This is a genomic window from Zhongshania aliphaticivorans (genome assembly GCF_001586255.1).
GTDB classification, from domain to species: domain Bacteria; phylum Pseudomonadota; class Gammaproteobacteria; order Pseudomonadales; family Spongiibacteraceae; genus Spongiibacter; species Spongiibacter aliphaticivorans.
Window position 1 is genome coordinate 3,805,723 of sequence record NZ_CP014544.1, and the last position, 13,690, is coordinate 3,819,412.

Annotated in this window: 11 protein-coding genes; 8 read left to right on the forward strand and 3 right to left on the reverse strand. The window is 50.6% G+C overall.

The features are described from left to right. Positions 1 to 303 precede the first annotated feature (303 nt). Positions 304 to 1,836 carry a hypothetical protein gene (locus AZF00_RS16950; protein ID WP_143829474.1) on the reverse strand — a complete coding sequence of 511 codons (1,533 nt, stop codon included), beginning with the start codon at positions 1,834 to 1,836 and terminating at the stop codon, positions 304 to 306. Between the two features lie 1,054 nt (positions 1,837 to 2,890). Here AZF00_RS16950 and argS point away from each other — a divergent pair. The 5 genes from argS to AZF00_RS16975 all read left to right on the forward strand — a co-directional run bounded on the left by argS (position 2,891) and on the right by AZF00_RS16975 (position 7,707). After that, positions 2,891 to 4,645, forward strand: a complete 1,755-nt coding sequence (argS, locus tag AZF00_RS16955; protein WP_008252453.1) for an arginine--tRNA ligase — start codon at positions 2,891 to 2,893, stop codon at positions 4,643 to 4,645. Positions 4,646 to 4,648: 3 nt separating this feature from the next. Next, positions 4,649 to 5,251, forward strand: a complete 603-nt coding sequence (locus AZF00_RS16960; RefSeq protein ID WP_008252454.1) for an SPOR domain-containing protein — start codon at positions 4,649 to 4,651, stop codon at positions 5,249 to 5,251. A gap of 93 nt (positions 5,252 to 5,344) precedes the next feature. Continuing rightward, positions 5,345 to 5,884: an ATP-dependent protease subunit HslV gene (gene hslV / locus AZF00_RS16965; protein ID WP_008252455.1), complete on the forward strand. Its 540-nt coding sequence runs from the start codon at positions 5,345 to 5,347 to the stop codon at positions 5,882 to 5,884. Positions 5,885 to 5,910: 26 nt separating this feature from the next. Continuing rightward, entirely contained in the window at positions 5,911 to 7,230 is a 1,320-nt protein-coding gene (gene hslU / locus AZF00_RS16970; RefSeq protein WP_062384365.1) for an ATP-dependent protease ATPase subunit HslU, read from the forward strand. A gap of 93 nt (positions 7,231 to 7,323) precedes the next feature. Beyond that, complete coding sequence (locus tag AZF00_RS16975; RefSeq protein WP_062384368.1) at positions 7,324 to 7,707, forward strand: gamma-butyrobetaine hydroxylase family protein; 384 nt, start codon at positions 7,324 to 7,326, stop codon at positions 7,705 to 7,707. Between the two features lie 13 nt (positions 7,708 to 7,720). Here AZF00_RS16975 and AZF00_RS16980 read toward each other — a convergent pair whose 3' ends face one another. Both AZF00_RS16980 and AZF00_RS16985 read right to left on the reverse strand, forming a co-directional pair. Further along, on the reverse strand, positions 7,721 to 7,969 hold the full coding sequence (locus AZF00_RS16980; RefSeq protein ID WP_062384371.1) for a hypothetical protein: 249 nt from the start codon (positions 7,967 to 7,969) through the stop codon (positions 7,721 to 7,723). A 125-nt stretch (positions 7,970 to 8,094) separates the two neighbouring features. After that, positions 8,095 to 9,480, reverse strand: coding sequence for a PhoH family protein (locus AZF00_RS16985; RefSeq protein ID WP_008252461.1), 1,386 nt, complete (start codon positions 9,478 to 9,480; stop codon positions 8,095 to 8,097). Between the two features lie 343 nt (positions 9,481 to 9,823). Between AZF00_RS16985 and AZF00_RS16990 the strand changes: the two genes are divergently transcribed. The 3 genes from AZF00_RS16990 to AZF00_RS19710 all read left to right on the forward strand — a co-directional run bounded on the left by AZF00_RS16990 (position 9,824) and on the right by AZF00_RS19710 (position 13,506). Further along, positions 9,824 to 11,713: a VacB/RNase II family 3'-5' exoribonuclease gene (locus AZF00_RS16990; RefSeq protein ID WP_062384374.1), complete on the forward strand. Its 1,890-nt coding sequence runs from the start codon at positions 9,824 to 9,826 to the stop codon at positions 11,711 to 11,713. A 631-nt stretch (positions 11,714 to 12,344) separates the two neighbouring features. Continuing rightward, positions 12,345 to 13,103, forward strand: a complete 759-nt coding sequence (locus AZF00_RS16995; RefSeq protein ID WP_008252465.1) for a glycerophosphodiester phosphodiesterase family protein — start codon at positions 12,345 to 12,347, stop codon at positions 13,101 to 13,103. 277 nt (positions 13,104 to 13,380) lie between these two features. Continuing rightward, a complete protein-coding gene (locus AZF00_RS19710) occupies positions 13,381 to 13,506 on the forward strand; it encodes a hypothetical protein (RefSeq protein WP_257722004.1) in 126 nt (41 codons plus the stop codon). Positions 13,507 to 13,690: the final 184 nt, after the last annotated feature.

The window sequence follows — 13,690 nt, forward strand, 5'->3', positions numbered from 1 at the left end:
TCACCTTTTCAAGCGACCCATCTTTGAATCGTATCAAATACCTCTCATTAACAGCCAAATACAAAGAAGCATTAACCCCGGGTTTAACATTAGTTACCGACGTACAAGCGACAAGTGTCAGCACAAGTACCGAGCAGAGCGCGCGAAATAAAAATGTAATGCGAAACATGTAAATACCCTCGATACCGCGATCACCAAGTCATTTCCGAAAACAAATACTCAACCTCCATAAAACTTCTAGAAACGGCAATATGAATATCAAATTTTAAAAAAACGGCACCATACTTGATGCCGCAAAAAATCTTACAAGAAATTATCTGTACAAGCATAAACCGGGTGATAAGTATGCCACCCAACTATCACGTCGAATTGCCCCAGCGCATAACTAGGCCCATGAAAGATCTGAAATTGGTCTCCGCGAGCGTAGAGACTACTATCACTTGGATGTCGCCATACCGTCTCGCACTTACCATCCACAGCCATATCCAAGGAGGAAGGCAGGGCATCCTGAGCATTAAATATAATATTAAAATCCCATCCAGCTATTCTTGAAAAATCATGCGTCCAGGTGGAATAGCCTTGCACAGCAAGCGGTGCTGTATATAGCGGAAGCGCAATATTTGCGAGAGCCGCGCGTGTTGGCAAAGGGTAAATGCTCCGACCGGAATAACTCAAATCCTCTGCCGCAGCAACTTGATGGTTAGTTCCAAACTTCAAATCACCCTTAGAAATATATGCCTCCACCTCAGGGGGGAGCTCGTAATCGCCATCAAACGTACCCTCTTGATAAGCTTTAAAGTGTGGCCGAGAAGTCGCGGTTGCCTGCTCCACAAGACATCGCCCCGCTGCAGTAACATGCTGATGATAGCTACCCGACTTATGGATACTGAAGCCCTCCTTCGAAACATGGCTAGCAAGACACTGCACAGCTCCTGACGTATCGTTTGCCACAACTTTGTCAAGGCAATTTACTAGAAAACTGGTCGTGCACAACCAATTACACCTTAAGCCAATCGGGATATTTAAAAATGCTGTATCGGCCATATTCGTAAACAATTGCAACTTCGCAAATGCAAGTGCTTCTGCCCAAGCCTTTATGCCCCCGAAATTGCTTTCCCATTTGTAACTGTAAGCCCACCAATAGTCATAGTTATAGCAATCTGACACATTGACATAATCACTACTTCCGTCACCATCATTGTAGTTTGTATAGCCGGTGCTAGAAGCTGACGCTGATGAATCATCAGGGTTTATTGCTAGTATGTAAGCTAAGTCAGAGTTCGAGTCTAACTCTAAGGTTTGCCCCCCGACTTTAAGCGCGACGCTAGCCTCCCTTGGTTCAATTGCGAAGGCACAATTGATGGCACTTGGATTTATTTTATCAACACTGCAAGCCCCACTCTCCATCGCATATGGGTGCAGCAAGAAAATAGCAAGTGCCTGCCTATCACCCCAAGTACCTTCCGTTGAAGTAGAAATCAGTGACCAAAATGCCTTCCTTACAACTTTTTTATCTAGCAACTTCCGAGCACCAAGTGATTTAACAAACGCATCAATTTGATCCGTTGTTGCAATCCCAACTCCTTCTAACTCTCCGTATAATTTAACTATATTCTCTTGAAGCTCCTGAGGGTCGCCTATCGGATACCCCGAATCATTAGCAAGTAAATTTGCCACATAATCGGCAGCTGCTGTCTCAACACTTTCAGCCGAAAGCGCAAGCGATCCCTTCAACAGCAGCAGAGCTACCGCGAAAATCACAATCATCTTTTTATACATAATCAAATCCTTTTGAGTATGAGTAATTGAAAAGCGGTAATGTTTACAATCCATCACCCCAACCATTCCTATTTAATAGCCATAACCCCTCCATTTAATTAAATTATAATTGCGCAAACTTAATGCCTACGCAAATTAACCTGAACTATTATTATGCACCCAAAAATCCAGGCACTATTATTTAAACCATTACCCACCACGACAGGTAATCACCAATATTAAAAGGGTGCACTGGCACTCAGAAACCAGCAACAATCAGATAAGAAGTAATACATTGATCTCGCGCATCCAATTAACGCACAGGAAGAAATTGCGACCAACACGCAACGGTAGCGAGTCGATAATTCGAAGACATACTTATTAGAAAAATCGGCACTGTCCGGAAAAAACAGGTTAACCAATAAAATTATATTGCCACTTAACTGCCCAAGGAGGGCAACCATCACCCACCTTAGGCCCTTACCTACACTTGACCCAATGAGATTAATTCGCCAAATTATGGCAAGTATAACCACAAGGTTTCTTATGATCGTTATGACACTCATTGCGACAATCCTTGTCACTAAATAGATCTAAAAATTTGCAGCCAAAAAACCCTACCACATCAAATAATGTTTTTTCAAGACTGCTACCGTATCAACGCCTGAATTTATGCACCCAACTCCGACGGCATCTCTGCAAATCATAGCTTAGATTAGCCACTCATGTTGTCACCTAATTTCATCTCTTAATTCTCTGGCTCCTTTAGCTTCACCTCTTCTGACAGAATTTCTCACCCTGCCCACCCCATAATTTCATCCGCCCCGCCTCGCGCCAAATCAATGCCGCCAAAGCACTAATTTCGCTCAGCAATCACCGGCTCTCCTACTACCACCAGTATGCTTTGGCGTGCTGAATAACGGCAACTTCAGGTGCCCGAGCTGATCAGAAAATATCGACCCGACAGCGTGGGTTTTAACAAGCCCAGCAGTGCCAATTAGCCAATTTTTTTGACGAAAACAATACACTTCTGTTTATTAAGCCGCCACCTACGGTTCGGACACTAGCCGCGCCGCCCGTAAACAGGGATAATACGCGGCCTTGTTTCGCGCCAGAGAGCTAGCCCCACGCCATGAAAGAAAAAGTTGCCGCACATATCCATCAGGCCCTGCAAACCCTGCGCAGCGCCCACGCTTGGCCGGAAGATCTGGTGGCAAATATTCAGGTGGAGCACACCCGCGACAAGGCCCACGGCGATTTTGCCAGCAATATCGCGATGACCTTGGCCAAGCCCTTAAAGTCTAACCCCCGCGCCATTGCCCAACTCATTGTCGATGCCCTGCCCGAGACCAGCGATATTGTTAAAGTCGACATCGCCGGACCCGGCTTTATTAACTTTTTCGTTGACGAAGCCAGTAACTATCAGGTTTTACACGATATTTTCGCTCAGGGTGAGCAGTTTGGCCGTCACCCCAGCCGCAATAAATCGATGCAGGTTGAGTTTGTCTCTGCCAACCCGACTGGCCCGCTGCACGTTGGCCACGGTCGCGGCGCAGCCTACGGCGCCAGCGTTGCCAATATGCTGGAAGCCGCTGGCTACGATGTGTGCCGTGAATATTACGTGAATGACGCCGGTCGCCAGATGGATATCCTCGGCACCAGCGTATGGCTGCGCTATTTGCAAGCCTGCGGCGAAACCATCACCTTCCCCAGCAATGGCTACCAGGGTGACTATATTGCCGACTATGGCCGCGAGCTGCTGGCCGAGCACGGCGAAATTCTGCGCCACTCCGCCGCTGAGGCCTTTGCTGGCGTTTGCGCTGACGCCCCCGAGGGCGACAAAGAAAAACATATCGACGGCCTTATCAACCGCGCCAAAGCGCTACTTGGCGACAACTACCAGATTACGTTTAACAAGGGCTTAGATGCCATTCTTGGCGATATTCGCAGCGATTTGGCCGAATTCGGCATCGAATACCAACAGTGGTTTTCTGAGCGCAGCCTGACCCAGAACCCCGATCAGGTCGCCCGCGCCATCGCCAAATTACAGAACAATGGTTTTATTGAAGAGCGCGATGGCGCCCTGTGGTTTATGTCGACCCGCTTTGGCGACGACAAAGACCGCGTGGTGAAGCGCGACAATGGTCAAACCACCTATTTCGCCTCCGACATTGCCTACCACCTCAATAAGTTTGAGCGCGGCTTCGACACCGTGGTCAATATTTGGGGCGCCGATCACCATGGCTATATCTGCCGGGTTAAAGCAGCACTGCAAGCCATGGGCATCGATCCCGAAAAACTCGTGGTGCGGCTGGTGCAGTTTGTGTCGCTGTATCGCGGCGACCAGCAAGTACAAATGTCGACCCGCTCGGGCTCGTTTGTGACCCTGCGCGAGCTGCGTGAAGACGTTGGCAATGACGCCGCGCGCTTCTTCTATATTATGCGCAAGGCCGACCAAGCCACCGATTTCGATTTGGAATTAGCGAAGTCCGAGACCAAGGACAATCCGGTTTACTATATTCAGTACGCCCACGCTCGGGTAGCCAGCATTCTGCGCAAACTCGCTGAGCAGGGCGAAACATGGACGCCAGCGGCGGGCCTTGCCAATTTAGCCAAGCTAGATAATGAAGCCGAAAAAGACCTGTTAGTAAAATTGTCACGCTACCCTGAGACACTGGCCAGCGCCGCCGAGCACTTTGAGCCCCACAGCTTGGCACATTATTTACGAGAATTGGCTGGCGACTTTCACACCTATTACAACGCACACAAAATGCTCGGCGAAGATGTCGCTGTGCGCGACGCCCGACTTGCCTTGGCCTGCGCAGTACAACAAGTCTTGCGCAACGGCCTGAGCTTATTAGGCGTGTCGGCACCAGAGGAAATGTAAGGCATGGCACAAGCTCCCAAAAAAACCAGTCGCGGCGCCACTCGCAGCCCCGCCAGCAGCGGCCTGCCTGCGTCGGTATTGCTCGGCACAGGCTTTATCGCCGGGGTAATTTGCTCGGTTTTGGTATTCAGCGCACTGAGCAAACAACCCAATAATGACGTTAAGGTAGCTGCCGCCAAGAGCGCCGCCGAGGCCAAGGTCAAAGCTGACCGCAAAGAAGTGACCACAAACACCAAATTCGATTTCTTCACATTGCTCCCTGAGCGCGAAGTCATTGTCAATGACGAGCGCCCTGCACCCAAGCCGGTCGCGGCGGCAAGCGCACCCAAAAACGACCGCCCACCGGTTGATGCCAAGCCTGACCCCAATATGGAAAAGTATATTCTGCAGGCCGGCTCCTTCCGCCAAGGCGCTGATGCAGATCGGCGCCGCGCCCAGATTCTGCTACTCGGCCTCGATGCCAAAGTAGAATCAGTTGAAGCAAACGGCGAGCGCTGGCACCGCGTTTATGTTGGCCCCTTCCAATCGCACAACACCTTGAGTGATGCCCGCAGCAAGCTGATTAACGAGAGTATTGATACCCTGGTTATTCGCCAAAAGAACTAAGTATAAGCTCCCCGCGCCCTTGAAAACCTCAAGGGCCAACCCCACTAACTCTGTTCACACTCGCTTTTCCCTATCAATTATAAGGAGTCCCGCGTGGAACAGTTTCGCGGCACCACAATACTCTCGGTTCGCCGGAATAATCAGGTCGTTATCGGCGGCGACGGTCAAGTCACCATGGGCAACACTGTGATGAAGGGCAACGCCCGCAAAGTCCGCCGCCTGTACAAAGAGCAAGTGCTGGCTGGCTTCGCTGGCGGCACCGCCGATGCTTTTACCCTGTTTGAGCTCTTCGAAGTTCAACTCGAAAAACACTCCGGCAAGCTCACCAAGGCCGCTGTTGAACTCGCCAAGGCCTGGCGCAGCGAGCGCTCTCTGCGCCAACTCGAAGCCCTGCTGATTGTCGCCGACAAAGAAACCACCCTGGTTATCAGCGGCAATGGTGACGTCATCGAACCCGAAGACAATATGATTGCCATTGGCTCCGGCGGCTCCTTTGCCACCGCGGCGGCCCGGGCACTCATGGACAACACCGAGCTTAGCGCCGGTGATATTGTTGAAAAAGGCCTGACCATTGCTGGTGATATCTGTATTTACACCAACCACAGCCGCACCATTGAATCTTTGGAATACTAGCGCCCAAGGGCGCCTTCGGAGTCTCCATGTCGACCATGACACCCCGTGAAATTGTTCACGAATTAGATAAACACATTGTTGGTCAGAGTGATGCCAAGCGCGCGGTGGCCATTGCCCTGCGCAATCGCTGGCGACGCATGCAGCTTAATGAAGAGCTGCGCGACGAAATCACCCCCAAGAACATTTTAATGATTGGCCCCACCGGTGTCGGCAAAACTGAAATTGCCCGCCGTCTGGCCAAACTCGCCAACGCGCCGTTCATTAAGGTTGAAGCCACCAAATTCACCGAAGTAGGTTATGTCGGTCGAGACGTGGAATCCATTATCCGCGATCTAGTTGATGTGTCGATTAAGCTGTATCGCGAACAGGCGATGGAGCAAGTGGCCCACCGCGCCGCTGACGCCGCCGAAGAGCGCATTCTCGACGCCTTATTGCCAGCTGCCCGTGGCGAGGCCACTGACGAAGAGCGCAATACCACTACTCGCCAACTATTCCGCAAAAAACTTCGAGAAGGCGAACTCGACGACCGAGAAATTGAAATAGAACTCAATATGGCACCGATAGGCGTAGAAATCATGGCCCCGCCGGGCATGGAAGAAATGACCAATCAGCTACAAGGCATGTTCTCCAAAATGGGCGGTGACCGCAAAAAAACTCGTCGCCTAACCGTTAAAGCCGCCGCCAAACAGCTCCAAGACGAAGAAGCCGCCAAGCTAATCAATGAAGAGGAACTGAAAGCCCGTGCGGTAGAAGCCGCCGAGCAAAACGGCATTGTCTTTATTGATGAAATAGACAAGGTCGCCAAGCGCCAAGAAACCGGTGGCGCCGATGTGTCTCGCGAAGGTGTACAGCGGGATTTATTGCCGCTCATTGAAGGCTGTACGGTCAGCACCAAGCACGGCGTCATTCGCACCGACCATATTTTGTTTGTCGCTTCAGGCGCCTTCCATCTCAGCAAGCCATCGGACCTAATCCCAGAACTGCAGGGCCGCTTGCCGATTCGGGTAGAGCTTTCAGCATTAACACCTGAAGATTTTGAGCGCATTCTCACCGAGCCCCACGCCTCATTGACTGAGCAATATCAGGCATTGCTAGGAACCGAAGGCTTGAGCATTGAATTCACCGCCGATGGTATTCGCCGCATAGCCGAAACCGCGTGGGAAGTGAACGAGCGCACTGAGAACATCGGCGCTCGCCGCCTCCATACCATGCTCGAACGCCTACTGGAATCAATCTCCTTTGACGCTGGCGACATCAAAGACCCAGTAAAAATTGATGCCGATTACGTTAATGAGCAATTGGGTGAATTGGCGAAGGATGAGGATTTGAGCCGCTTTATTCTCTGATACGCAAAACGCGCCACGGGAGACGGAAAACGCTGTTACTGAATTTGCGTCTCCCGTCTCCCGTCCAGCATCTAGCCACCAACGGACACCACCATGAGCCAAGCGCCTACCGACATTAAATTTCGCAAGCAGTCCCAGCAGCTGGAACTCACTTACGCCAGCGGTGAGCAGTTTGCTTTGGACGCTGAGTTTTTGCGGGTGCATTCGCCCTCGGCTGAGGTGCGGGGTCATGGCGCGGGACAGGAGACGCTGCAAACCGGCAAAATGCACGTGAAGATTACTGAGCTAATTCCGGTGGGCAATTACGCGTTGCAGCTGGTGTTCAGCGACGGCCACGACAGTGGTATTTTTTCTTGGGCTTATTTGCGGGAGCTGTGCGAAACCAAAGAGGCTAAGTGGGAAGCATATTTACAAAAGCTTCACGATGCCAAGGCCAGCCGTGACCCCGACCAGCAGGTGGTTAAGTTTTTTGGTTAAGCGATAACAGGGATTAGTCGCGCAAGATAATTTGCGGATTTAAGTTTACCCCACCGTCTTCTTCTAAAACGCCAATATTGACACCGGTCGAGTTCTCAACCACCACTAATGGCGGCTCAAAGCTCGGATGGCGGATAAACTTCAACTGCCAACCGAAATTTTCGATGCGCCGCAAAGCGATTTTTTGCAAATCTGTCAGCATGCTCAAGGCATTATCGGGCACCCCGGGGGCTGCTTTACGCTTATCGTGTGTCATGTCCATAAACGCCCTCCAAGTTTCAGTCTTTAGCGAGTTAACGTTAGTCTTAAGTCGCGTCAAGCTCTAGCTCGGATTCACCGTATTGACATTATTAAAACCCCAACAAACGCATTAGCCGCGCCCCAGGCTTAGAGATTTTCTTCAGCGAATGCCGCCAGTCGCGAGCGCTCAATGCCGTTGACGTGCATTATTCCCGCATGTTCGAAATTCTTACATTTTTCAACAAGATACGTAAGCCCCGAGGTCAACGGCGAAATATATTTGTTGTCGATCTGCGCTAAATTGCCCAAGACCACGATTTTTGAGTTCACCCCCACCCGGGTAATAATGGATTTTAATTGAAACTGCGTGAGGCTCTGAGCCTCATCAATGACAATATAGGCATTATTAAAGGAGCGGCCTCGCATAAAATTCAGTGACTTAAATTGAATATTCGCCTTGTCTTTTACGTACTCAATGCTACTGTAAGGCGATTCATCGCTGCCGTGTAAAACCTCCAAATTATCCTCAAAGGCCGCCAGCCAAGGCGCCATTTTCTCTTCTTCAGTACCAGGCAAGAAACCTATGTCTTCAGCCATCGGCGGCGTAGAGCGCGCCACAATCATTTTGTCATAGCGTTTTTCTTCTAAAATGGCGTGCAAACCATACGCGAGCGCGATTAGCGTTTTACCGGAACCAGCAGGGCCCGTCATCACCGTCATATCAATATGACTTTGCGCGATGAGAAAAAACGCCATGGCCTGTTCAAAATTGCGCGGACTCAAGCCCCACATGCGCTGGTGCATCAACTGATCACGACTGAGATCGAGCAGCTCTAGCTTATGCTCATCAAGTGAGCGCACCATGCCGACAAAATCATTGTCGTCGTAAACAAACTGATTAATATGCGCCTTCGGCAACAGCTCCCGGTTGAGCACATGGATGGTTTGACTGCCCTCCCGCAGAGTGTCGACCTTATCGACTGACTCCCACAATGTTCCCGCCAAATGCTCATAGCCCTTGGCCATATACTGAATGTCTTCTAACACTCGATCTTTACGGTAGTCCTCGACGTTCTCCAAGCCGGAGCCTTTGGCCTTGAGGCGCATATTGATGTCTTTGGTGACCAAGCAAACATAGGCTTCAGGAGCTTTTAACTGCAAATACAGGGCAACATTTATAATCCGGTTATCGTTGGCCTGATGTTCACTGCCATCGAGATAGGGCGCACCAGTGTCGTGGTTAATCAATTGATCTGGAAATATAGCCAGGCTGCCATTCAAGTCGTTATTACGGGCAGAGGGAATGGGCACCCCTTCTTGTATTGCCTTGGGGCTGGCGTTGAATAAAATTTTATCTATAGCGTTAATGGCAATTCGCGCTTCGCGACTCACATCCTTGTCGCGCCTGTCCTTGATGTGATCGAGTTCCTCCAGCACTGTCATCGGGATAACGACCCGATGCTCTTGAAAGGCGCTTAGCGCCATCGGGTCATGCAATAGAACATTGGTATCAAGAACAAAGATTTTTTCCATAGGGGACTCTCTGTTGGCAACATAGCGAAAAATCGGCACATCATCGTCTTCGAAGCTTGAGCACAATGGGGCCGGGAATAAACAAGGGCATCAAAAAGAAGGGTGTAAAACGGTAGCGACGGCGCAGCGTAGACGCGAAGCGCGAAAGGTTTGTTACTGTCAGCCCGTAGGCTATAAGAGTTTGGCGGCAACAGCCCGCTCCATACAACACAGCGTAGCTTGATTATTAAAAGCGATGGCCATCAATGTCAACCGTTATTACTTTGATATCGGAAGACTCAGCAGCGCATTTCCGCTACCCTGTACCCCTTTTTAGCGACCCGAATACAGGTACCAGGCCTCCATGCTCGACAAAAATGCCCTGCAGCAACTCCGCCAACTCAAAACTCATATTGTTGAAACCAAAGACCAAGGTGAGGGCGAAGTTCGCGGCAGTCAACGCCGCTTCGGTTTTGTTCGCCTCGACGACAACCGCGATGTATTTCTGGCGCCAGACGATATGCAGCGGGTATTTCCCGGTGATCGCGTAAAGATTACGGTGCACACCGACGACAAGGGCAAATTTAAAGCCGAGCTGGAAAAACTGATCGACAGCCCACTGGACTGTTTCACCGGTCGTTATGTGGTGCGGGGCCAGGGCCATTTTGTAGAACCCGACTTGCCGCGCTTTAACAAATTGCTGTTTATTCCGCCTTCACAGCGGAAAAAATGCGCCGAAGGCGATCTCCTGTACTGCCAAGTGGCACAGCACCCCTTTAAAGACGGCAAATCCCAAGTAAAGGTACTTGAAAATATCGGCAGTCCCGATCAACCCGGTATCGAAGGCAAATACACTCAGCGCAAATTCAAACTGCCTAGAGACTGGCCCGCGAGCTGCGGTATAACCGAAGATAAGTACTTAGACGGCCGCGAAGATCTGCGGGATTTACCGTTTGTCACCATCGACTCGGCAGAAACCCGTGACCTAGACGACGCGCTATGGGCTCAAAGCAATGCGCAAGGCTGGTTGCTAAAAGTTGCCGTTGCCGATCCTGGCGCGGTAATAGCGCCGGGCAGCCCGACTGATATCGCCGCCAAACAACGCGCCAGCAGCGTTTACCTGCCAGGCTTTACCCAGCCGATGATACCCAATAGCATTTCGCAGGGCGCCTGCTCACTGCTCGCTGACGAAGATCGCGCCGCGATTGTCTGCACCCTGCAGGTTGGTATTGATGGCGATATTAGTGACATTCAATTTAGCGAGGCGCTGATCCGTTCCCACGCCAAGCTAAGTTACACCGATGTACACGCCCATATTCACGGCAAAATGGATTTAGGCTACCCAGCACTAAACGAGCTTTACGCCGCCAGCCAAGCCTTAAACCGCTATCGCCGCGAACATCACATTGTGATGCCAGAACAAGCAGACTTCCATTTTCAGCTCAACGAGCACCGTAAAATCGAAGCCATTATTAAAGTTGAGCGCAACGACGCCCACCGATTGGTGGAGGAGTGCATGCTTGCCGCTAACCGCAGTGTGGCGGAATGGTTAGGCGACGCCCCAGCACTGTTCGTAAGCCACGCGGGTTTGCGTGAAGACCGTCTCGACAATGTACGCAAAGTGATCGCCAAAGAATTACCTGAGCTGATTGATTGCGACATAAGCAGCCTAGAGGGTTATAAAGCCCTCATTAAAGCCTGTGACGCGAGCGAATCCAGCCTCCCACTGCGCAGTATATTTGCCCGCATGCTTCAGCCCGGCAGCATTAGTGCTGAGCCAAAGCCCCATTTCGGCCTTGGCCTAGAACGCTACAGCACGTTTACCTCGCCACTGCGCAAATACAGCGACCTTATAGTACAGCGCTGTATTCGCGCCAAGCTTCGCGGCGAAAGCATTCAGCGCCCAGATGAAGAAACCGCAACGAGCTTACAAGAAGCCCTGCGCAACGGCCGTCAAGCCAGCAATCAGATGGAGCAGTGGCTGCAATACCAGTACCTTGCCACGAACACTAGCGACACGGTTTACCCGGCCCGCATTGCCCACGTCAATGGCGGTGGTTTCACCGTAGAATTGGTAGATTACGGTATTAGCGGCTTTGTTGAGGCCCGCACCATTACCGAAAAATTAAGCTTCGACGCCGACACCCTGCGCCTGCACAGTGCCCACAGCAATTATCAGCTAGAGCAGATCGTGAATGTAAAGGTATCTGAGCTCGATGATTTTCAGCGTAAGTTGATGTTTATCCTGGCCTGAGCGAAAGTTAGTAAAATGCCAAGATATTCGCGCAAGAGAATGTCTGAAGTCGAAGGTCTAGCAGGATAGCCGTCCCGGTCTACTCAGAGATGACGCGCAGGGACGGCAGCACCGATATCCGACCTTATCGGCCGCCTGCGCACCACTCCTGCGAAGATTGAACGCCACCCTCACTCTAATTGGACGTCACCCTCACCCTAATTGGACATCACCCGCACCCTAATTGGACATCACCCGCACCATAATTGAACGTCACTCCTGCGCAGGCAGGAGTCTATTTCCGCCTAAGAAGCTTGGGCTTAGACGCCTGCGCCAAACGTATTCACCCCGCTCCTACCCCTGCCTCCGCAGGGCTACGATCTACGCCATCTGTTCGATCTTTTACTACTCCAAACCCTTGGAATCACTTCGGCGGCCAGCACGCATTTAATAGCTACTTCTCCAGCAGACCTTTACCTAATAAAAACAGAATGTAACGATGCCATGATCGGCTGCTACGGTCATACCGAGCATCAGTACATTCTTTGTTTATTAACAGGGCGACAACGCCCAAAATGCCCTCCCACAAAGCGCGATTTAGCGCTACAGTAAAAACCATTAGCCATCGTTATGGCACATCAATGGGGATCCTATGCAGGCCACTAATTTTATTGCCCATCGCGGCTGGCGCCAACACTACCCCGAGAACACGCTAATTGCCTTCCAAGAGGCGCTTGCCGTTGGTGCGCTCAATATTGAGCTAGACGTTCAGCTCAGCGCCGACGGTGTACCCTTTGTATTCCACGACCCTAACTTAGACCGGATGTGTGGCTGCGAAGGCTTGATTTGGGATTTTAGCGCCGAGGCCTTACTCAGTTTAAATGCCGCAGAAGCAGAACGCCTTGGCGACAAATTTCACAATAACCCAATGTGCTTGCTAGCGGACATCGTCGACTTATTACGCACCTACCCCAACGCAAATGCCTACGTTGAAATAAAGGCCGAAAGTCTCAATCATTTTGGTACCGCTAAGGTAGTCGATGCCGTCATTAAGGTACTCAGGCCAGTGGCCGACCGCTGCCTACTCATTAGCTTTGAGCTTGATGCCTTAATTTATGCCCAACAAGCGGGTTGGCAGCGCTTTGCGGCCGTCTTTGATTATTGGCCAGACTGGCAGCTGGCCACCCTCGCCGCACTCAAGCCCGAAGTTATTTTTTGCGATAAGCACTGTGTACCACCCGAGGCAGATTTGCGCTGCCTGCCCTGGCCTTTATTGGTTTACGAGGTGGGCACGTTGCAAGAGGCCAAAGACTGGTTTGCTCGCGGCACTGTGGCAGTAGAGACATTTTTAGTGGGCGAGATGCTCCGAGACTTTAATTTAGCAAACAGCGCCCCGGTGAATTACGCCTAGTTTGTAATCGAAAGCCGGAAAAAATCACTGTATTACAAGGATTTAACCCCGGCGCCATGATTACCGGGCCTTAACCGCCAGCTAAACTATAGGTAATACAAGCCCTAAGTCCTTGTATTACCACGCTAAGACACATGACCAATAAATTAAAAAAGCCATTAAATCTGCCCAACACCCGCGAAACGCCCGCCTCATCAGTAACCCAATAAAAGATTGATTCTTCGTATACTGGCTACGTCATCAAGACAGACAACAAAACATATACCGGAGAAACACCATGAGCCATTTACAAGCCGCTATCGAAAGCCAAGACCTCAATTCTTTTGCTGAACTCGCTGCCAAATACAGCCTATTAGCAATTGTTACCATTGGCATAGTCGCTAGCTTTGCTGGTCTAGCATAATTTACGATCTCTATTAGGAGAGCAATATGAAAACCGATATGCGCACAAACAGCGACACTTTAAATTCGTTTGCGCAACAGGGTGCAAAATTTAGCCTAATATCCATCGTACTGACCGGGCTATTTTATTGTATCGCAGCACTGTATTAAGTGAGCCGGAAAACAACTCCAGCACCGCTTACTTA